This window comes from Morganella psychrotolerans, from assembly GCF_965118875.1.
In the GTDB taxonomy this organism is placed as follows: domain Bacteria; phylum Pseudomonadota; class Gammaproteobacteria; order Enterobacterales; family Enterobacteriaceae; genus Morganella; species Morganella psychrotolerans_C.
On the sequence record NZ_CBCPJD010000005.1, the window covers coordinates 1 to 20,007 of the forward strand.

Here is a 20,007-nt window from a genome sequence, read left to right on the forward strand (position 1 = left end):
TGTTCAGCTCCAAGATTTATACAATACCCCATTAGTTTAACACTAACTAATGATAGGATTTGCCTATTTCAGCGGATAGGCTTCCGTAACGCAACATTAAACTGATATTCTATCTAAATATGAGCAAAACACATTTAACAGACAAGAAGTTTTCTGACTTCGCCTTGCATACAAAAGTAGTAGAAGCACTTGATTCAAAGGGCTTTTCTAATTGCACGCCTATTCAGGCGCTGACACTCCCCCTGACAATCGGCGGACGTGATGTTGCAGGACAGGCACAAACAGGAACAGGAAAGACGCTGGCATTCTTAGCGTCAACATTTCATCATCTTCTTACAACTCCGGCACCGGAAGGCCGTAAAATTAATCAGCCACGTGCGCTGATTATGGCACCGACCCGCGAACTCGCGGTTCAGATCCACTCTGATGCCGAACCGCTCTCACAAAGCACCGGACTGAAAACCGGGCTGGCTTACGGCGGCGATGGTTACGACAAACAAATCAAAGTGCTGGAAGAAGGCGTCGATATCATTATCGGCACCACCGGCCGCTTAATTGATTTCGCCAAACAGGGCCGCCTTGACCTGGGTGCTATTCAGGTTGTGGTTCTTGATGAAGCTGATCGTATGTACGATCTTGGTTTTATCAAAGATATCCGCTGGCTGTTCCGCCAGATGCCGCCATGCTCTCAACGTATGAATCTGCTGTTCTCCGCGACACTGTCTTACCGTGTCCGTGAACTGGCATTCGAACAAATGAACAGCCCTGAATATATTGAAATCGAGCCGGAGCAGCGCACCGGGCATCTGATCAAAGAAGAGCTGTTCTATCCGTCCAATGAAGAAAAAATGCGTCTGTTACAGACGTTGCTGGAAGAAGAGTGGCCTGACCGCTGCATTATCTTCGCCAACACAAAACACCGTTGTGAAGATATCTGGGCACATCTGGCTGCCGATGGTCATCGTGTCGGTCTGCTGACCGGTGATGTGGCACAGAAAAAACGTCTGCGTATCCTCGAAGATTTCACGAACGGTAATCTTGATATCCTGGTTGCAACTGATGTTGCGGCGCGCGGCTTACATATCCCGCTGGTCACCCATGTCTTTAACTACGACCTGCCGGATGACTGTGAAGATTACGTACACCGCATCGGCCGTACCGGTCGTGCCGGGGAAAGTGGTCACTCTATCAGCTTAGCCTGTGAAGAGTACGCACTGAACCTGCCGGGAATTGAAGAATACACCGGACACCCGATTCCGGTCAGTAAATACAACAGTGACGCACTGCTGACTGAACTGCCGGTGCCGAAACGCCGTCGTCGTCCGCCGCGTACGGGCGGAGGTCAGAACCGCCGGAATATGCCGCGCCGTAACAGCAACGGACCGCGTCATAATAATAACCGGACCAAACACTGAAGGACGCCATGCTGAGATCGTCTTCGCTCTATGCTGCTATCGATTTAGGCTCCAACAGCTTTCATATGCTGGTGGTGCGGGAAGTCGCCGGCAGCATCCAGGTACTGTCCCGCGTGAAACGGAAAGTCCGTCTCGCTGCGGGGCTGGATAAAGATAATATTCTGTCACCGGCTGCTATGGCGCGGGGTTGGCAGTGCCTGCGGCTGTTTTCCGAACATTTACAGGATATTCCTGATTTTCAGATCCGTATTGTGGCAACCGCCACACTGCGTCTGGCAAAAAATGCCGGTGAATTCCTGGCAACAGCATCGGAGATCCTCGGACACCCGGTGACTGTTATCCGGGGCGAAGAAGAAGCCCGCCTGATTTATCAGGGCGTTGCTCACACTACCGGCGGGTCAGATAAACGCCTGGTGGTGGATATCGGCGGCGGCAGTACAGAACTTGTCACCGGTCACGGTGCAAAAACAACAGCACTGTTCAGCCTGGAAATGGGCTGTGTCACCTGGCTTGAGCGTTACTTTACAGACCGCTCCCTTACCACCGACAATTTTGCCGGTGCCGAACAGGCCGCGCGGGATATTATTCTGCCGGTCGCACCTGTGCTGCTGGAACAAGGCTGGCAGGTGTGTGTCGGGGCATCCGGCACCGTTCAGGCGCTTCAGGAAATCATGATAGCGCAGGGAATGAATGAACAAATTACCCTGGCAAAACTTCGCCTGCTCAAACATAAAGCCATTGAATGCGGCAAACTGGAAGAGCTTGAAATTGAAGGGCTGACGCTGGAGCGGGCGCTGGTGTTTCCGAGCGGCCTGGCTATCCTTATCGCCATTTTTGAAACCCTCGGAATTGACAGCATGACACTTGCGGGTGGCGCGCTGCGCGAAGGGCTGGTTTACGGCATGCTGGATCTGCCTGTTGAGCAGGATATCCGCACCCGGACACTCAAAAATGTTCAGGAACGCTTTCAGATAGATGTCGCTCAGGGTGAACGAGTCCGGCAACTGACGGATCATTTCTTCCGCCAGGTCTCTTCTGCCTGGCAATTAGATATCCGCTGCCGGGAACTTCTCAGCAGCGCCGCGTTCATCCACGAAATCGGGCTGAGTGTGGATTTCCGCAACGGGCCTGAACATGCCGGATATCTGATCAATAATCTGGATCTGCCGGGATTCACGCCCGCACAGCGGCGTTTGTTATCTGTATTGCTGCGTAACCAGAGCGGACCTGCGGATATCAATTCTCTGAATCAGCAAAATGCACTGACACCGCGCGAAGCGGGCTGCCTGTGCCGCCTGCTGCGCCTGTCGATTATTTTTGCCAGCCGCCGTCGTGATGACACTCTCCCGTCATTGCGTATCCGCGCCGCCGCTGAAGGATTGATACTGACATTGCCGGCGGGCTGGCAGCAATCACACCCTCTGCGCGCCGAAGCACTTTTGCAGGAAATTCAATGGCAAAGTTATGCGCAATGGTCGCTGATGCTGGAAGAACAGGCACCCTCAACTCACGGCTGAGAGTGGTATAAAGCTCTGCCTATCTGTTTTCGGACAGTACCAGGGCTTTAATTTTATGTGCTTTTTCAAAGTGATCCAATTTATGGGTCATAATCCACCATGTCGCGGCTTCCATAAGTAAATCGGGATTATCATTCTTATTCGCAAAAAAAGCGTAAAATGAAAGACCAACATTTTCGCCCTTCTTGCTGATCTTATCATTACATACCGTTATTATTTTTTCTCTCAGTGATGCTCTCATCTGCTTTACTCTGTTTTATTCTTTATTTTTTGCCAGCATCGCTTTAATACCTGCAATACCGCGCAGACCTGTCTGCTGTTTCTCTTCTGCTGTTTTCACTATCTTTTTACCATCATCCCAGCGCAAATCATCCTGCGGCAATTCATCAAGAAAACGGCTGTGTACAGGGCGGATAAGCTCACCATACTGGCGGCGTTCACGACACAGGGTAAAAAAGAGCGATTTCTGAGCGCGGGTGATCCCCACATAAGCCAGGCGCCGCTCTTCATCCACATTGTTTTCATCAATACTGGACTGATGCGGTAAAATTCCCTCTTCCATCCCCACCAGGAAAACATGCGGAAACTCCAGCCCTTTAGACGCATGCAGTGTCATCAGCTGAACCTGATCCAGCGCTTCATCTTCTTCACCGCGCTCCATCATATCGCGCAGTGTAAATCGCGTGACAACCTGCGCCAGCGTCATCGGCTCGTTCAGGTCATCCCCTTCCAGCATTTCAGACATCCAGCTGAACAGTTGATCGACGTTTTTCATCCGCATCTCAGCCGCTTTCGGGCTTGCCGAGGTTTCAAATAACCAGCTCTGATAATCCAGCCCGTGCAGTAAATCGCGCACCGCAACCAGCGGCTCACGCTCAACTAATTTTTCCACATCCGCCAGCCAGCCGGTAAAGTTTGTCAGCGCCGCCAGCCCCTGCCCGGAAAGGCTCTGCTCCAGTCCCAGGTCAAAACTGGCCTGATAAAGACTTTTGTCCCGCACATTCGCCCATTCACCCAGCTTCTGAATTGTTGCCGGGCCAATTCCCCGACGCGGAGTATTAACAATACGCATGAATGCGCTGTCATCTTCCCGGTTGGTCAGAACCCGCAGGTAAGCGAGTAAATCTTTGATTTCAGGGCGGGAGAAAAATGACGTCCCGCCGGAGATCCGATACGGGATCCGGTTTTGCATCAGCATTTTTTCAAAGATCCGCGACTGATGGTTACCGCGATATAAAATGGCGTAATCTTTATAATCTGTCTTATTGATAAAGTGATGAGCGATCAATTCCCCGACCACGCGTTCTGCTTCATGATCTTCATTATTCGCCACAATCACTTTTAACGGATCGCCATAGCCAAGATTAGAAAACAATCGTTTTTCAAATACATGCGAGTTATTGGCGATCAAAATATTCGCGGCATTCAGAATGCAGCCGGAGGAGCGGTAATTCTGCTCCAGTTTGATCACTCTTAACTCAGGGAAATCCTCATTCAGCAAAACAAGGTTTTTGGGCTGTGCCCCGCGCCAGGAGTAAATCGATTGATCGTCATCTCCGACCACAGTGAAATACGCACGCTTGCCCACCAGTAATTTAACCAGCTGATACTGGCTGGTATTGGTGTCCTGATACTCATCCACCAGCAGATAACGAATACGCTGCTGCCAGCGCTCACGCGCTTCTTCGTCGCGCGCAAAAAGTAGCGTCGGCTTGGTTATCAAATCATCGAAATCCAGAACATTACAGCTGCTTAAATGCAGCTCATAACGCCTGTAACACTCAGCAAACGTATGGTCACGCTCTGATTTTGCCTGCCCTTTTGCCTGCTCAGGTGTCAACAGGGCATTTTTCCAGTTTGAGATCTGACTGATCACCTGTTGCAGAAGCTCTTTATCTTCTTCCAGATGATCAAATGTCAGCTCTTTCAGTAGTGCGAGCTGATCCTGATCGTCAAACAGAGAAAAATTACGTTTCATACCCAGCGCTTTGTATTCGCGCTTAATGATCTCCAGTCCCAGGGTATGGAATGTCGAGATCATCAGCCCTTTGGCTTCTTTGCGCCCGAGGGTCTGCGCCACGCGCGCTTTCATTTCACGCGCGGCTTTATTGGTAAAGGTGACTGCCGCTATCTGGCGCGGTTGATACCCCACATTGCGGATAAGATGAGCAATTTTATTGGTGATCACCCGGGTTTTTCCGGAACCGGCACCCGCAAGCACAAGGCACGGCCCCTGAACAAATTCAACGGCCTGCTGCTGACCAGGATTTAATTTCATACGCGTTGTTAACCCGATTGATACTGAAACAGAGAGAGATTGTAGCAGAAAGGAAGGATGCCCGTATAACCAGCCCTGCACCAGAGGATAGGAATCATCTTCAGTTAGATAAAATAATATTTATATTCAATTGATTATAACTCTTTCAGAGTATATCTCCACCACCGGCATATCTATACCATAGTGAAAAATCAGACGGTTAGCCAGAGGAATAAATGGCATCAAAAAGAGATATTAAAAGATCGAAATTAGTCTATACCCAGGAAATCGGCTGGATAGATCTCAACCACGATATAGGTGGAGATGCACGCAACTTGTGGACGCAGTTGCTCACAGAAAATACCGTACCCTATTTTAAAGACTATTTCCTGGTCAGTTATGATCGATTTATGGGAAAGTTTTTTATTAAGATGGGCGTCACCTCTTGCTGGCTGGTAAAAAAAGGGCTCAGAGAAGAAGATAAAAAATCGATCGCACTTTCAATGATGTTTTATATTTCCACATTATTTGAAACCCATCAGGGGCGGTTTTTATTTTCAGATCTGATGGGCAGTGACAGCGGATTCAGTGGTGAAGATCTTATTTCTAACCTTCTTGGCTTTTATTCCGTCATTGAACCGCGGGATTATTGGTCACTGATTAAACCAGTACCCGTTGAAACTGCACTGCGTATCTGGGATCACTATGGTTCAATCGGTAAATATAAAAACAGGGAACTACGTCCCTGGATTTTTCCTGATCCGCAAGAATCACCCAATGTCGTACCCTATAAAAAAAACCTTCCACACTATATGAATACTATTCAACCTTTTAGTTCCTACGAAAAAGATATTGTTATAAAACTAAATGTGACCGATGGGTGGGCTGGTGACTGGGGCTTAATGAAATGGAATCCGTTTGCAGATAAATATGAAAACTAAATTAATATCACTAAGTTTTTTTATTGTATTTTTACTTTTTATCTACTGTTTTTTATCGCCGACTCAATACTTTCCGGTGACAAACTATATAAAAATCATTTCTGTTAGTCTCCGATTTCATCCGTAATGCACCTGATAATGAATAGGTAACCTATTACCATTACTTCAGTGGTGATAGGGAATAACCACCTAATTATTCAATTTATTATTGTGAAGATAAAAACAAATTCAATGAACTAAAAATAAAACTTCATCAATATGTGAATTCAAGATGTGCATTAGTGGCTGTTAATGAAATTACATATAGAAATAAATATAATAAAAATCGATTTATTTCTATTCATGAGTTTACAAAAGATAATCAGGAGTGTATATCTTTATCTGAATATACTTACGATTAAAACGGGTGCCGTCCGTTGATACTGTAACCGGACGTACCTGCGGCACAATGCCGCCATGTAATGCTTTCATAACAGAGTGTAATACTCTCATGAGGTTGAACATCGTTATGAGTCAGTGTATTCGGGTAATGCGATGAAATATTCACAATCGCAGCGCTGGTTAGTTTTAACGTATAATATTTTTCCTGAATCCCTGATATCGCTGTCCGGTAAAAATCCAGCTCACAGGTTAATATTTCATTTTCTGAAACACTGACACCCAACAATGGTGATGATTTATCAATAGGTTTACTAATAATTATCGGATGATGAACCGCATTCTGTTCGCGGAAAATATCATGGCTGAACGAATACACAAAAATCTGATCTTCATGTCCGTACTGATATTTATTTCCTATTGATTCCGGTGATGAGCATCCTCTTGAAATTAAACCCTGCTTATTACCTTGCAACCGTAAGTATATTTTATTTGCCATAACATTCCTTTGTTTATAAATATCAGATAATTATTATCTGATATTTACCCAACGTCATTCAAGATGCAGGCAGGCGGCAAGCACCGCTAACGAACCTGCAGTTTGAATGAATAAGGGTATATGTAATTAAGGGTCATAGTAATGACATTTGTGATGGTTACAATAACCCTCTTTGGTTAAATAAAAAAAACGGCACCCGAAGGCACCGTCCATTTATTCATACAGATAATGTTGCGGTATGCAATCAGCCGCCAACGGCAATACGTTTCATATCCGTCATATAACCGCGCAGCGTTTTACCCACAGTTTCAATCGGATGCTGACGGATAGCTTCATTAACATCACGCAGTTGCGCGTTGTCTGTACCACTATCAGCCATCGTTTTACCCAGGTCGCCCGGTTGCAGTGATGCCATAAACTCTTTCAGTAACGGCACTGCCGCAAAAGAGAACAGATAGTTACCGTATTCCGCAGTATCTGAGATAACCACGTTCATTTCATACAGGCGCTTACGGGCAATGGTATTTGCGATCAACGGCAGCTCATGCAGTGATTCATAATACGCAGATTCGGCAATAATCCCCGCATCAATCATGGTTTCAAACGCCAGTTCAACACCAGCTTTAACCATCGCAATCATCACAACACCGTGATCAAAATATTCCTGCTCGCTGATTTTTAAATCAGAATCCGGATAATTTTCAAATGCCGTTCTGCCGGTTTCTTCACGCCAGGTCAGCAGATTTTTATCATCATTTGCCCAGTCAGCCATCATCGTTGAAGAGAAATGCCCGGAAATGATGTCATCCATATGTTTTTCAAACAGGGTTTTCATCTGTCCTTTCAGGGTCTCAGATAACTGATACGCCCGGATTTTTGCCGGATTGGACAAACGATCCATCATCAGTGTGATCCCGCCCTGCTTCAGTGCTTCCGTGATCGTTTCCCAGCCGTACTGAATTAATTTACCTGCATAGGCAGGATCTGCACCTTCGGCAACCATTTTGTCATAACACAGTAAAGAACCCGCCTGTAACATGCCGCACAGAATGGTCTGCTCACCCATCAGGTCAGACTTCACTTCTGCCACAAACGAGGATTCCAGAACACCTGCGCGGTGTCCGCCGGTTGCCGCAGCCCAGGCTTTGGCAATTGCCCGCCCTTCACCCTTGGCATCATTTTCCGGATGAACCGCGATCAGGGTCGGTACGCCGAAGCCGCGTTTGTACTCTTCACGGACTTCCGTTCCCGGACACTTAGGCGCAACCATCACAACGGTGATATCCGGACGAACCTTTTCACCGACTTCAACAATATTAAATCCGTGTGAATAACCCAGCGCCGCACCCGGTTTCATCAGAGGCTGAACCGCCTGAACAACCGCTGAGTGCTGTTTGTCCGGCGTCAGGTTAACAACCAAGTCCGCCTGCGGAATCAGTTCTTCATAAGTGCCGACAGTAAACCCGTTTTCAGTGGCACGCCGCCATGAGGTGCGTTTTTCATCAATGGCTTCGCGGCGCAGGGCATAAGTGATATCCAGCCCGGAATCACGCATATTCAGACCCTGGTTCAGACCCTGTGCGCCACAGCCGATAATCACCACTTTTTTCCCTTTCAGGTATCCGGCTTCGTCCGCAAATTCTTCGCGTGCCATAAAACGGCATTTGCCTAACTGCGCTAACTGCTGGCGCAAATTCAATGTATCAAAATAATTTGCCATGGTGACTCCGTATGATGTGTTTGCTCAGGTTGCAGAATATGCAGCACTGATTACGTTATTTGCCGGTGTGATATACACCCGTTATTTATAATGACTATATGTCATGACCTTTATTGCTTAAATTGATATATTCACAAGATAGTGATGCATTTATTGCAACATAAAATAACGACGTAAAACTTAAAGAGGTCAGAATGGATATCCGGGAACTCAGACTATTTTTACACCTCGCAGAAAGCTGCCACTTCGGCAAAACGGCCAATGCAATGCATGTCAGCCCGTCAACACTCTCCCGGCAAATTCAGCGCCTGGAAGAGTCTCTCGGCCACCCGCTGTTTCTGCGCGACAACCGCACAGTGCAACTGACGGCTGCCGGCGAACAACTGAAACAGTTTGCACGGGAAACATTGCTGCAATATCAGCAACTGCAACATGCGCTTAATCATCAAAGCCCGTCACTGACCGGCGAATTACATCTGTTCTGCTCTGTGACCGCCGCATACAGCCATCTGCCGCAGATCCTAGATCAATTCAGAGCCGCGCATCCGCAGGTTGAAATAAAACTCACCACCGGTGATGCTGCCGATGCCGTGGAAAAAGTGCAATCGCAGGAAGCTGATTTGGGTATTGCCGGGAAACCGGAGAAATTACCGGATAATATTAATTTTCATCAGATTGGTGAGATCCCGCTCTCGCTTATCGCGCCTGCCCTGCCATGCCCGGTAAAACATCAGGTTACACAGGCAGAGCCGGACTGGGAGAATATACCGTTTATCATTCCGGAACATGGTCCGTCACGCAAACGGATTGATTTATGGTTTAAAACACAACGCATTCAGGAGCCACAGATTTATGCCACGGTCTCCGGTCATGAAGCGATTGTGTCAATGGTGGCATTGGGCTGTGGCGTTGCACTGATCCCGCATGTGGTGGTGGAAAACAGCCCGGATGCTATCCGTAACCGTATTTTGCAACTGGATAATATTTCAATGGTCGCCCCGTTTGAACTGGGGGTTTGTGCCCTGAATAAGCGCCTGCATGAGCCGCTTATCCGGGCTTTCTGGCAATTACTACCGCGCTGGCACTGAAGTCTGCGGAGACAGGAAACGGGTGAAGGCAGTATTACCTGTTTCATCCCGGTAGTCATAACCCAGCACATTCAGATGCTGCTCAAACCGGGTATCATCCCCCGACGCATCGAATGCCACCAGCACACGACCATAATCTGTTCCGTGGCTCCGGTAATGGAAAAGGGTGATATTCCAATAGGTTCCGAGTGTCTCCAGAAATTTCAGCAGCGCTCCCGGCGCTTCCGGAAATTCAAAACTGAACAAACGCTCCTGCAAGGGTACTGCCGGACGCCCGCCCACCATATAACGCACATGCAACTTCGCCATCTCATCATCAGATAAATCAGTCGCCGCAAAACCAGCTCGTTCCAGTCCGGTGATTATCGCCTGTCGTGCCCCCGGTCTCTCATCTGCGCGGACACTGACAAACACACAAGCTTCTGTCGAATCACTGTAGCGATAATTAAATTCTGTTACCACACGCGGACCCAATGCCTGACAAAAGCGCAGGAAACTGCCTTTTTCTTCCGGGATTGTCACAGCGAACACACCTTCGCGCTGCTCGCCCAGTTCGCACCGTTCAGACACATAGCGCAGCACATGAAAATTCACGTTAGCGCCCGATAAAATATGCGCCAGGTTTTCACCCTGAATATTATGCTGCTGAATGTATTTCTTCATTCCCGCCAGCGCGAGTGCCCCGGACGGCTCTGCAACCGCGCGGACATCATCAAACAAATCTTTCATCGCGGCACAGATAGCATCGCTGTCAACAGTGATGACATCATCCAGATATAGCTGACACAGTCGGAAAGTTTCATCGCCGATACGTTTAACCGCCACACCTTCTGCAAACAACCCGACCTTCACCAATTCAACAGGATGCCCGGCCTCCAGCGCCGCTTTCAGACAGGCCGCCTCTTCGGCTTCCACTCCGATCACTTTAATATCCGGCATCAGTTGTTTAATAAATACCGCCACGCCGGCAGCAAGACCACCACCGCCCACCGGAACAAAGATTCTGTCAAGCCGGGCATTTTGCTGCAAAAGCTCCAGTGCAATCGTTGCCTGACCGGCAATCACCTGCGGATGATCGAATGGCGGAATAAATGTCAGCCCGCGTGATGCGGCAAGTTGAATTGCATGGGCTTTTGCTTCATCAAAATTAGCGCCATGTAACACAACCTCGCCGCCGAATCCGCGGACAGCATCCACTTTGATATCCGCCGTGGCAACCGGCATCACAATCAGTGCTTTCACTCCGGTTTTACTGGCTGATAGCGCAACACCCTGCGCATGGTTCCCGGCAGAGGCAGTCACTACCCCCTGCCGCTTTTGTTCGTCAGTCAGCTCGGCGATCATGGCGTAAGCACCGCGCAGCTTAAAACTGTGAACCGGTTGCCGGTCCTCCCGTTTTACCTGAATAGTATTACCCAGCCGCGCTGATAATTTCGGCATCATTTGCAACGGCGTGACCTGCGCGACATCATAAACAGAGGCGCTGAATGCTGCTCTCACATACTCAGCCCCCGTCGGCTGAGCAGGCAATGGTTGTTTTATGGTCATCCTTAACCCCCGAGTTTACTTTTATCCCGTACCGCACCTTTATCAGCACTGGTCGCCAACAGAGCATAAGCCCGCAGCGCATAAGACACCTGCCGTTCACGGAATTTCGGTAACCAGGCTTTATCACCCCGTGCCTCTTCGTCGGCTCTGCGGGAAGCAAGCGTTTTTTCATCCACATTTAATGAAATCTGACGGGACGGAATATTGATAGCAATGATATCGCCGGTTTCCACCAGCCCGATAAGCCCGCCGTTTGCTGCTTCCGGAGAAACGTGCCCGATAGATAACCCGGAGGTTCCGCCGGAGAAACGCCCGTCAGTAATCAGCGCACAGCTTTTACCTAATCCCATGGATTTCAGGTAGGTTGTCGGATATAACATTTCCTGCATTCCCGGCCCGCCTTTAGGTCCTTCATAGCGGATAACAACCACATCACCGGCAACGATATTTCCGCCCAGAATGGCACTGACTGCATCATCCTGGCTCTCAAATACTTTGGCAGGTCCGGTGAAAATTAAGCTGTCTTCATCAACACCGGCAGTTTTGACGATACAGCCATTCTCGGCAATATTGCCGGAGAGCACCGCTAGCCCGCCATCCTGACTGTAAGCATGCGCTTTGCTGCGGATACAGCCGTTTTCGCGGTCGTCATCCAGGGATGGCCAGCGGCAGTTCTGTGAAAACGCTTTTGTTGTGCGGATCCCGGCAGGTCCCGCAGAGAACATTTTTTTCACCGCATCATCTTTCGTCAGTGTGATGTCATACGCATCCAACAATTCCTGTAATGACAGACCCAGAACATTTGTCACATCACGATGCAGCAGCCCGGCGCGATCCAATTCCCCCAGGATCCCGATAACCCCCCCGGCACGGTGAACATCTTCCATGTGATATTTCGGTGTACTCGGTGCAACTTTGCACAGATGCGGTACGACACGGGACAAGCGGTCAATATCTGCCATAGTGAAATCGATTTCACCTTCCTGTGCAGCTGCCAGCAGGTGAAGCACGGTGTTTGTCGAACCGCCCATCGCGATATCCAGCGTCATCGCATTCTCAAACGCAGCTTTATTGGCGATATTGCGTGGTAAAAAGCAGGATTTATCCTCTTCGTAATACTTTTTAGTAATCTCAACAATACGGCGACCCGCACTGAGAAAGAGATTTTCGCGATCCGCATGTGTTGCCAGCAGAGAGCCGTTACCCGGCTGCGATAACCCCAGCGCTTCTGTCAGACAGTTCATTGAGTTTGCCGTAAACATCCCGGAGCAGGAGCCGCAGGTCGGACAGGCGGAGCGCTCGATCTGCTCACTGTCTGCATCAGACACATTCGGGTTTGCACCCTGGATCATGGCATCCACCAGATCCAGCTTAATAATTTGATCAGATAATTTGGTTTTTCCGGCTTCCATCGGACCACCGGAAACAAAAATTACGGGGATATTCAGGCGTAATGACGCCATCACCATTCCCGGGGTGATTTTGTCGCAGTTGGAAATACAGACCATGGCATCGGCACAGTGTGCATTCACCATGTATTCCACAGAGTCGGCAATAAGCTCTCTCGACGGCAGTGAATACAGCATTCCACCGTGCCCCATGGCGATCCCGTCATCCACTGCAATGGTATTAAATTCTTTGGCAACACCACCCGAAGCCTCAATCTGTTCTGCAACCAGTTTGCCCAAATCGCGCAGGTGAACATGACCCGGTACAAATTGCGTGAATGAATTAACCACCGCAATAATCGGCTTGCCAAAATCATCGTCAGTCATTCCTGTCGCACGCCATAAGGCTCGTGCGCCTGCCATGTTGCGACCGTGTGTTGTCGTCGCGGAACGGTATTTAGGCATTATAATCTCCCGAGTTTGCAAAATCAGGCGGGGGAACGTCCCGCCTGTGGATCAGTATCCGTTTTGTTATTATGGATTTACCGGATCTAACCAGCCCCATTTGTCTTCTGTTTTACCTGTAAACAGCCCGAAGAACGCTTGCTGGATCTCTTTGGTCACAGGACCGCAGCGCCCGATACCAACCTGAATACCATCCACGCTGCGCACCGGCGTTACTTCTGCCGCTGTACCTGTCATAAAGACTTCATCAGCCAGATAGAGCGATTCACGGGATAGCGTCTGCTCACGAATTTCATAACCCAGATCTTTTGCCAGGGTCAGAATGGCATCACGGGTAATTCCCGGCAGAGCAGATGAGGTAAACGGCGGCGTAAAGAGAATATTGTTTTTTACTTCAAACAGGTTTTCACCGGCACCTTCAGAGATATAGCCGTGTACATCCAGTGCGATACCTTCCTGATAGCCGTGACGGCGGGCTTCACTGCCGACCAGCAGAGAAGAAAGATAGTTACCGCCGGCTTTGGCTGCCGTCGGGATGGTATTCGGTGCAACGCGGTTCCAGGAGGACACCATGGCATCAATCCCTTCATCCAGCGCTTCCTCACCCAAATAAGCGCCCCACGGGAATGCTGCAATAATGACATCTGTTTTATAGCCCTGCGGCGGATTCACGCCCATTCCGACATCACCAATAAACACCAGCGGGCGGATATAACCACTGCTCAGATTATTTTTGCGTAACGTTGCACGGCAGGCTTCCATCAATTCATCCACGGAATAATCCATTGGCATACGATAGATTTTTGCTGAATCATGCAGGCGCTGCATGTGTTCACGATGGCGGAAAACAACCGGTCCTTTGTGGGAATCGTAACAGCGGATCCCTTCAAAAACCGATGTTCCGTAATGCATTGCGTGACACATAACGTGGACTTTTGCTTCAGCCCACGGAACCATCTCATCATTGAACCAAATAAAATCAGCTTTTTTTGTCATTGTTATTTTCCTTAGACAGCACGGCTAATGTGCTGATAATTTTCTTTTTTTTGTGTACAGATTTCGACATCCGCCACATCCGCTAACTTAACTAACTGCGTACAGAGTAAAGCCAGCGGTCGCAGGCTTGAAATTGTTAACTCAATGTTTACATTATCACCTTCAGAACCTTTCGCCAGATCCATTTTCATCGCGCAAATGTTAAAGCCACGATGACGAACAACGCGCAGAACACGCTCCAGGATTTCCGGGCAGGAACGCGCCTGAATAGCTAACTGGTGCATCATCATAATGTGCTCTCCATCATTTGTTCGTTACCCGCACCCGGCGGCACTAATGGCCAGACATTGTCTTCTTCACGGATGGCAACATGCAATAAATAAGGTCCCTGATGGTGTAACAGGGTGTGAATAGCGGCAGGCAAATCTGATTTTTCAGTAACCAGGTGCCCCGGAATATCAAAAGATTGTGCAAGTGCAACAAAGTCCGGATTATCGCTCAGCACTGTCTCGCTGTAGCGTTTGTCAAAAAACAGTTCCTGCCACTGACGCACCATGCCGAGGCGCTGGTTATCCAGCAGCAAAATTTTAACCGGCAGCCGCTTACGTTTGATGGTTGTCAGTTCCTGAACATTCATCATAAAAGAACCGTCACCTGAGACACAAAGCACCGTTGCCTGCGGGCGGGCAATCTGCGCCCCGATAGCTGCCGGTAATCCGAATCCCATAGTGCCTAATCCGCCTGAGGTTAAAAAATTCTCCGGCCGGGTGAACGACATGTGCTGTGCCGTCCACATCTGATGCTGTCCGACATCTGTTGTCACCACACAATCCACCGGTTTAGCGGCAGATACCTGTGATAACAGCAGCGGTGCATAAATGGTTTCCCCGGGATGAGTATAATCCGGAGCACAAGCCTCCTTCAGCTCTCCGGCTCTGAGACGCCAGGCTGAAATATCAAGTGGCTGCGACAATACCGGCAGGATCTGCTTTGCATCACAGGCAAATGACACATGCGTCCGGCGCAGCTTATCCAGCTCAGCCGGATCGATATCCACATGGATAACCTTTGCACATGGCGCGAAGGCATCCAACCTGCCGGTCACACGATCATCAAAACGTGCCCCGACAGCTATCAGTAAATCAGCTTCCTGAACGGCCAGATTTGCCGCTTTTGTTCCGTGCATTCCGAGCATTCCGAGGTAATGCGGATAGTCCGGCGAAACTGCGCCCAGCCCTTTCAGCGTGCTGACTGCAGGCATCCCCGTTTCAGTCAGAAATGCCCGTAACACATCTACGGCACCCGACATTCCTACACCGCCACCGGCATACAGAATCGGCTTTTTACTTTCCCGCATCAGTTGTAAAGCGCGGGAAATATCAGCCTGAGACAGAGGTTCTGCGGCATCCACCGACATAAAATACGGTGTAAATTCACCAATCTGCAATTGAATGTCTTTCGGGATATCAATGAGTACCGGCCCCGGGCGACCGCTGGTGGCGATTGCAAAGGCCTCGGTAATAATTCGTGGTAAATCAGCAATTGATTCAACCAGGAAGCTGTGTTTTGTGCATGACAATGACAGCCCCAATACATCGATCTCCTGAAAAGCATCCGTACCAATCAGTGAAGAGCCCACCTGCCCGGTGATGGCGACAACCGGCACTGAATCAAGCAGTGCATCAGCCAGTCCGGTAATCAGATTTGTCGCCCCCGGTCCCGATGTGGCGATACACACCCCTGTTTTCTGTCCTGCCCGCGCGTAGCCGATTGCCGCTATGACTGCCCCTTGTTCATGACGGCAGAGCACATGCTCCACTCCTCCGTCATACAGCGCATCATAAACCGGCATGATCGCACCACCCGGGTAGCCGAACACAGTATCAACGCCTTGTGTTCGTAGTGCCTGCACTAACCACTGTGCCCCGTTCATGTGTGACTCCTTAGTTCGCAGTCGTTACTTTTCAGTGAAAAATCATAAAATTAAGGTTAAAAAAAACCCCGCGCCTTTCGGTGCGGGGTTCTCGTAAGATCTGAGTGGTTGTCAGCCATTCTCTCGTCCACGTGCAGCCCCGCACGGTGGGATAATAATCACCACCACGCTCACGATAATTAGGCTGACAACGCGGACAATCTTATTCATATTGAAATTCTTCTGCCGTATCAATCTGGTTTCTGTATTTTAGAGTTATCATGTTATCGAATTATTGACAACGGCTATTTCTTATTTTTTTAACAACAAGAATAAATATCCATTAATTTCAGTGTGCTATCGAAATTTCCAGCACTTATCACTGTAATTTAATCCCTGAGCGGTACTCTGCGCTACCAAATCCATCCTTAACAGAACAACGCAGAAAGGTACATTTCGTTTCTCCGCACAATTTACTTTTCACACTGATTCACACTGACGCCCACCTTCCCCGACCGGCACAAAAAGCGTGACAGATTTTTGTATCTGCTGCCCCGTGATTATCTGCCCATCACCCTATTTTTCGGCACAACACGCAAAACAGGCGACCAAATTTGTAACATTCATAAAAAATATCGGGCTATGCGGAAAAATCGGCAAAACAGCGCTAAGCTTCAGGAAAAATCGCACATCATGAACATTCCTCAGATAACAACAGGTTGGAATGATGTCATTTGCCATTGTTTATACACGCGCCATGATAGGCACTGATGCCCCTCCCGTAACGGTAGAAGCACATATCAGTGCCGGACTGCCGGGATTAACGCTTGTAGGATTACCGGAAACTGCCGTAAAAGAGTCAAGGGATCGCGTCCGCAGTGCGCTAATCAATGGTGGATTTGAGTTTCCGGCCAAACGCATCACGATCAATCTTGCCCCTGCTGATTTACCCAAAGAAGGCGGACGTTATGACTTACCCATCGCTATAGCCATTCTGGCAGCTTCAGAGCAAATCGATACAAAATTGACAGAAAATTATGAATTTTCGGGTGAGTTAGGTCTTTCCGGCGAACTTCGTTTTTGCCGGGGAATACTGCCTGCGGTTTTGGCCGCACTTCAATCTGAAAGGCGGGCGGTTGTATCAAAACAACATTATGATGAATTAAGTATTTTGCCATCGGGATCGGCACTGATGGCAGATAATTTACTGCAAATTGCCGGTTTTTTTCATCAGGATTCGATTCTGGAAGAAAATACGCATCAGACAAATACAACAGAAGTGACAGGCAGTACGACCATCGACGACATCATCGGGCAGGAACACGCAAAGCGGGTACTTGAGATTAGTGCAGCAGGCGGACACAATCTGCTGCTGCTCGGTCCGCCGGGGACAGGAAAGACAATGTTAGCCAGCCGAATCAGTACGTTACTTCCGCCATTAACCGCACAGGAGGCGCTGGACGTTGCAATAATCCGCAGCCTTACCCAAACCTCATCAGATAAGAATAAATGGCCCCAGCGCCCGTTCAGAGCGCCTCATCACAGCGCATCCACAGCAGCACTCATCGGTGGAGGAAGCATCCCGCTGCCGGGGGAAATATCTCTGGCCCATCACGGTATTTTATTTCTGGATGAACTACCTGAATTTCAGCGCCGCACACTCGATTCTCTGCGTGAACCACTCGAATCCGGTGAAATTGTCATTTCCAGAGCCAAAGCTAAAATTTGCTTTCCGGCACGCCTTCAGCTCATAGCAGCAATGAACCCCAGCCCGACAGGTCACTATCAGGGTATCCACAACCGCAGCGGCCCACAGCAGCTTTTACGCTACCTTTCCCGTATATCCGGTCCGTTTCTGGATCGCTTTGATTTATCTATAGAGGTTCCGATGCTCCCACCCGGTACACTCAGCAGAACAGAAAAAAGTTTGCCCATGCATCAACAGGTAAAAGAACGGGTGCGATTCGCACGCGAGCGGCAATACAGCCGTAACGGACAGGGAAAACTGAATGCGGGATTATCAGGTAAAGAAACTGACCTGCATTGTGCTCTGTCGCAACAGGATGCCAGGTTTCTTGAAGATGCCCTGACACAACTGAACTTATCAGTACGGGCCTGGCACCGTATTCTGCGTGTCAGCAGAACAATTGCCGACCTGCGGGAGGAAGATAAGGAAGTATCACGCCGGGATATACTTGAAGCACTGAGCTATCGTGTCATGGATAGGTTTATTCACAAACTTCAGCAGGCACTATCATAAAAAACGAAAGGGGCACGAATGCCCCTTTTAACTTATTATTTCTGATGATATTAATCATCGGTGTCGGTATAGTCTTCCGACGGATCGACCTGGGGTTTACCACCGGACAGAGTATGGAAACGTTTTGGTTTGCGAATACATTCCAGATACTTGATCCATACTTTTTCTGCTGCTGTCACCGGCAGTCGTTCACCGCGGCATACGGAAACAAACAGTTTTTCTTCATCCGTCCGGGGGATACGTTTACCCATGTCCAGTTCGTTGAAAGCAAAACCATGGTGCTCAAGTAACTGAGCTTCTTTGATCGTGAAATGACCATGGCGTGAAAAACCACGAGGATAATGTTTATTATCAAAAAAACGATTAGTCGTGATAAAGCTTTCTTCCATCTGACACACTCCTAATTCTCTACTAACTTACTCTTATGGCGCGGAGTATTAGATAGCATTAGGATTCTGTAAAACAAAATATTTAAATCATAACGACAAAAATTTCTGGAGATACTTGTGGATACTGAATTACTGAAAACCTTTCTGGAGGTCAGTAAAACCCGCCACTTCGGGCGGGCAGCCGAGTCCTTATACCTTACCCAATCAGCAGTAAGCTTTAGAATCAGGCAGTTAGAGACAAATCTCGGAGCAAGCCTTTTTACCCGCCACCGGAATAATATCCGTTTAACGGCAGCTGGTGAACGTCTGGTACCTTATGCAGAATCACTTATTAGCACCTGGCAACTTGCAAAAAAAGAGATTAATCATGCATTTGCACATAATGCGCTTTCTATCGGGGCGACCGCTTCCTTGTGGGAAGCATACCTGACACCCTGGCTTGAGCGGGTATATCGTGATCAGTCAGAACTGCACCTGGATGCCAGAATTGCCTCGCGCCAGTCTCTGGTAAAGCAGTTGCACGCACGTGAACTGGACTTACTCATCTCCACAGAACAACCAAAAATGGATGAGCTTAAAAGTGAGATTATCGGAGAAATCACCCTTCAGTTGTTCAGCATACACCCACTTATCCCGGATAATTTACCGGGGCTTATTCAGCTCGAATGGAGTGCTGATTTCCATCAGTATGACAACCCTGAGCTCACCCGACATCAATTGCCTATCCTGACAACCACGTCGGCCAGCCAGGCTAAACAATTGCTGGCGGTAACTCCATCCGTTGCCTGGTTACCTGCACACTGGAAGAAAGATCACTCCGAATTAAAATCAGTAAATAAAGACCTGATTACAAAACCACTGTACGCAATATGGCTGCAAAACAGCGATCAGCAAGGGCTTATTCGCCAATTAATAACAATACCGGTTTAACACCGGTAATACTTTATTTATGGATAATGCTTTATTTGCAGATTTCAGGGAAAAATTATTTTAGATGACTACAGGTGATTTTTATCAGATAAAAGAGGGATAAGACGATAGAAAACAAGCAAAAAACAGGTATGTTCCTGAATTTCAGGCAATAAAAAACCCAGTTCATAATAAACTGGGCTATTAATAATTAAAAATTTTTAGTTATTGCTTATCAAGTAAATGGCAGGGGCGGAGAGACTCGAACTCCCAACACCCGGTTTTGGAGACCGGTGCTCTACCAATTGAACTACGCCCCTAAAGC

17 protein-coding genes and 1 tRNA gene are annotated in these 20,007 nt (G+C 48.4%); 6 read left to right on the forward strand and 12 right to left on the reverse strand.

What is annotated here, in order from left to right; genetic code table 11:
- The first annotated feature begins 119 nt into the window (after positions 1 to 119).
- Together rhlB and gppA are read left to right on the forward strand one after the other, a co-directional pair.
- On the forward strand, positions 120 to 1,415 hold the full coding sequence (gene rhlB, locus ACMHKJ_RS07115) for an ATP-dependent RNA helicase RhlB (protein ID WP_413492766.1): 1,296 nt from the start codon (positions 120 to 122) through the stop codon (positions 1,413 to 1,415).
- Positions 1,416 to 1,423: 8 nt separating this feature from the next.
- Positions 1,424 to 2,932 carry a guanosine-5'-triphosphate,3'-diphosphate diphosphatase gene (gene gppA / locus ACMHKJ_RS07120; protein ID WP_413492767.1) on the forward strand — a complete coding sequence of 503 codons (1,509 nt, stop codon included), beginning with the start codon at positions 1,424 to 1,426 and terminating at the stop codon, positions 2,930 to 2,932.
- Between the two features lie 19 nt (positions 2,933 to 2,951).
- Here the strand turns inward: gppA and ACMHKJ_RS07125 are convergent, their stop codons facing one another.
- The gene (locus ACMHKJ_RS07125) at positions 2,952 to 3,173 is read right to left on the reverse strand and encodes a DUF6500 family protein (RefSeq protein ID WP_413492768.1); all 222 of its coding nucleotides are present in this window, start codon (positions 3,171 to 3,173) and stop codon (positions 2,952 to 2,954) included.
- 15 nt (positions 3,174 to 3,188) lie between these two features.
- Positions 3,189 to 5,210: a DNA helicase Rep gene (rep, locus tag ACMHKJ_RS07130; protein WP_413492769.1), complete on the reverse strand. Its 2,022-nt coding sequence runs from the start codon at positions 5,208 to 5,210 to the stop codon at positions 3,189 to 3,191.
- A 215-nt stretch (positions 5,211 to 5,425) separates the two neighbouring features.
- Between rep and ACMHKJ_RS07135 the strand changes: the two genes are divergently transcribed.
- Positions 5,426 to 6,130 carry a hypothetical protein gene (locus ACMHKJ_RS07135; protein ID WP_413492770.1) on the forward strand — a complete coding sequence of 235 codons (705 nt, stop codon included), beginning with the start codon at positions 5,426 to 5,428 and terminating at the stop codon, positions 6,128 to 6,130.
- A 397-nt stretch (positions 6,131 to 6,527) separates the two neighbouring features.
- On the opposite strand, the gene ACMHKJ_RS07140 is transcribed toward ACMHKJ_RS07135, so the two are convergent.
- Together ACMHKJ_RS07140 and ilvC are read right to left on the reverse strand one after the other, a co-directional pair.
- A complete protein-coding gene (locus ACMHKJ_RS07140) occupies positions 6,528 to 7,007 on the reverse strand; it encodes an Hcp family type VI secretion system effector (protein ID WP_413492771.1) in 480 nt (159 codons plus the stop codon).
- Between the two features lie 244 nt (positions 7,008 to 7,251).
- Positions 7,252 to 8,727, reverse strand: coding sequence for a ketol-acid reductoisomerase (gene ilvC, locus ACMHKJ_RS07145; protein WP_413492772.1), 1,476 nt, complete (start codon positions 8,725 to 8,727; stop codon positions 7,252 to 7,254).
- Positions 8,728 to 8,921: 194 nt separating this feature from the next.
- Between ilvC and ilvY the strand changes: the two genes are divergently transcribed.
- Positions 8,922 to 9,815, forward strand: a complete 894-nt coding sequence (gene ilvY, locus ACMHKJ_RS07150) for an HTH-type transcriptional activator IlvY (RefSeq protein WP_413492773.1) — start codon at positions 8,922 to 8,924, stop codon at positions 9,813 to 9,815.
- Here ilvY and ilvA read toward each other — a convergent pair.
- From ilvA to ilvL, 6 genes are all read right to left on the reverse strand, one after another.
- Positions 9,798 to 11,363, reverse strand: coding sequence for a threonine ammonia-lyase, biosynthetic (ilvA, locus tag ACMHKJ_RS07155; RefSeq protein ID WP_413492774.1), 1,566 nt, complete (start codon positions 11,361 to 11,363; stop codon positions 9,798 to 9,800). The genes ilvY and ilvA overlap by 18 nt on opposite strands.
- 2 nt (positions 11,364 to 11,365) lie before the next feature.
- The gene (ilvD, locus tag ACMHKJ_RS07160; RefSeq protein ID WP_413492775.1) at positions 11,366 to 13,216 is read right to left on the reverse strand and encodes a dihydroxy-acid dehydratase; all 1,851 of its coding nucleotides are present in this window, start codon (positions 13,214 to 13,216) and stop codon (positions 11,366 to 11,368) included.
- Positions 13,217 to 13,285: 69 nt separating this feature from the next.
- On the reverse strand, positions 13,286 to 14,212 hold the full coding sequence (locus ACMHKJ_RS07165; RefSeq protein WP_067365437.1) for a branched-chain amino acid transaminase: 927 nt from the start codon (positions 14,210 to 14,212) through the stop codon (positions 13,286 to 13,288).
- Between the two features lie 11 nt (positions 14,213 to 14,223).
- Complete coding sequence (ilvM, locus tag ACMHKJ_RS07170; RefSeq protein ID WP_413492776.1) at positions 14,224 to 14,502, reverse strand: acetolactate synthase 2 small subunit; 279 nt, start codon at positions 14,500 to 14,502, stop codon at positions 14,224 to 14,226.
- Entirely contained in the window at positions 14,499 to 16,145 is a 1,647-nt protein-coding gene (gene ilvG / locus ACMHKJ_RS07175) for an acetolactate synthase 2 catalytic subunit (protein ID WP_413492777.1), read from the reverse strand. The genes ilvM and ilvG overlap by 4 nt, the downstream gene beginning before the upstream one ends.
- A 111-nt stretch (positions 16,146 to 16,256) precedes the next feature.
- Positions 16,257 to 16,355: an ilv operon leader peptide gene (gene ilvL, locus ACMHKJ_RS07180; protein ID WP_150385200.1), complete on the reverse strand. Its 99-nt coding sequence runs from the start codon at positions 16,353 to 16,355 to the stop codon at positions 16,257 to 16,259.
- Positions 16,356 to 16,851: 496 nt separating this feature from the next.
- On the opposite strand from ilvL, the gene ACMHKJ_RS07185 reads away from it, so the two are divergent.
- Positions 16,852 to 18,384: a YifB family Mg chelatase-like AAA ATPase gene (locus tag ACMHKJ_RS07185; protein ID WP_413492780.1), complete on the forward strand. Its 1,533-nt coding sequence runs from the start codon at positions 16,852 to 16,854 to the stop codon at positions 18,382 to 18,384.
- Between the two features lie 50 nt (positions 18,385 to 18,434).
- Here ACMHKJ_RS07185 and ACMHKJ_RS07190 read toward each other — a convergent pair whose 3' ends face one another.
- Positions 18,435 to 18,773: a MaoP family protein gene (locus ACMHKJ_RS07190; RefSeq protein ID WP_413492778.1), complete on the reverse strand. Its 339-nt coding sequence runs from the start codon at positions 18,771 to 18,773 to the stop codon at positions 18,435 to 18,437.
- Positions 18,774 to 18,890: 117 nt separating this feature from the next.
- On the opposite strand from ACMHKJ_RS07190, the gene hdfR reads away from it, so the two are divergent.
- Positions 18,891 to 19,703: an HTH-type transcriptional regulator HdfR gene (hdfR, locus tag ACMHKJ_RS07195; RefSeq protein WP_413492779.1), complete on the forward strand. Its 813-nt coding sequence runs from the start codon at positions 18,891 to 18,893 to the stop codon at positions 19,701 to 19,703.
- A 223-nt stretch (positions 19,704 to 19,926) separates the two neighbouring features.
- Here the strand turns inward: hdfR and ACMHKJ_RS07200 are convergent.
- Positions 19,927 to 20,002, reverse strand: a tRNA-Trp gene (locus ACMHKJ_RS07200).
- Between the last annotated feature and the right edge of the window lie 5 nt (positions 20,003 to 20,007).